This is a genomic window from Mycobacterium sp. UM_Kg1 (assembly GCF_000972925.1).
Lineage (GTDB): Bacteria > Actinomycetota > Actinomycetes > Mycobacteriales > Mycobacteriaceae > Mycobacterium > Mycobacterium hiberniae.
The window spans coordinates 1-236 of the sequence record NZ_JRMK01000394.1 but is presented as its reverse complement, the minus strand read 5'-3'; the positions used below and the strand labels follow the sequence as shown (position 1 = coordinate 236).

The 236-nt window shown below is 69.9% G+C and carries 1 protein-coding gene; it reads right to left on the bottom strand.

Going from position 1 to position 236, the window contains the following annotated elements; all coding sequences use genetic code 11:
- Positions 1–236, bottom strand: a 236-nt coding sequence (locus LI92_RS21685) for a hypothetical protein (protein ID WP_046322795.1), incomplete at both ends; no start/stop codon positions are given.

Here is a 236-nt window from a genome sequence, read left to right as displayed (position 1 = left end):
GTCCACGGCCGTTGCCCGGCGTAGGGCCCGGTCAGGGCCGGGGTGTCGGGGATGGCGTCGACATCGTCGATGAGCAGGTAGTGGGTGTGACCCTCATAGCTCCAGGCGGCCAGGTCGGTCGCCGACAACCCGGCCGGGGGCCGCCGGGAGCCGATCAGCGCCGACAGGCCCAGCATCGCCGGGATGACCCGATCCACGTTGGCGGTGTACTCGTTGTCGTCGAACAGTGGTTCGTC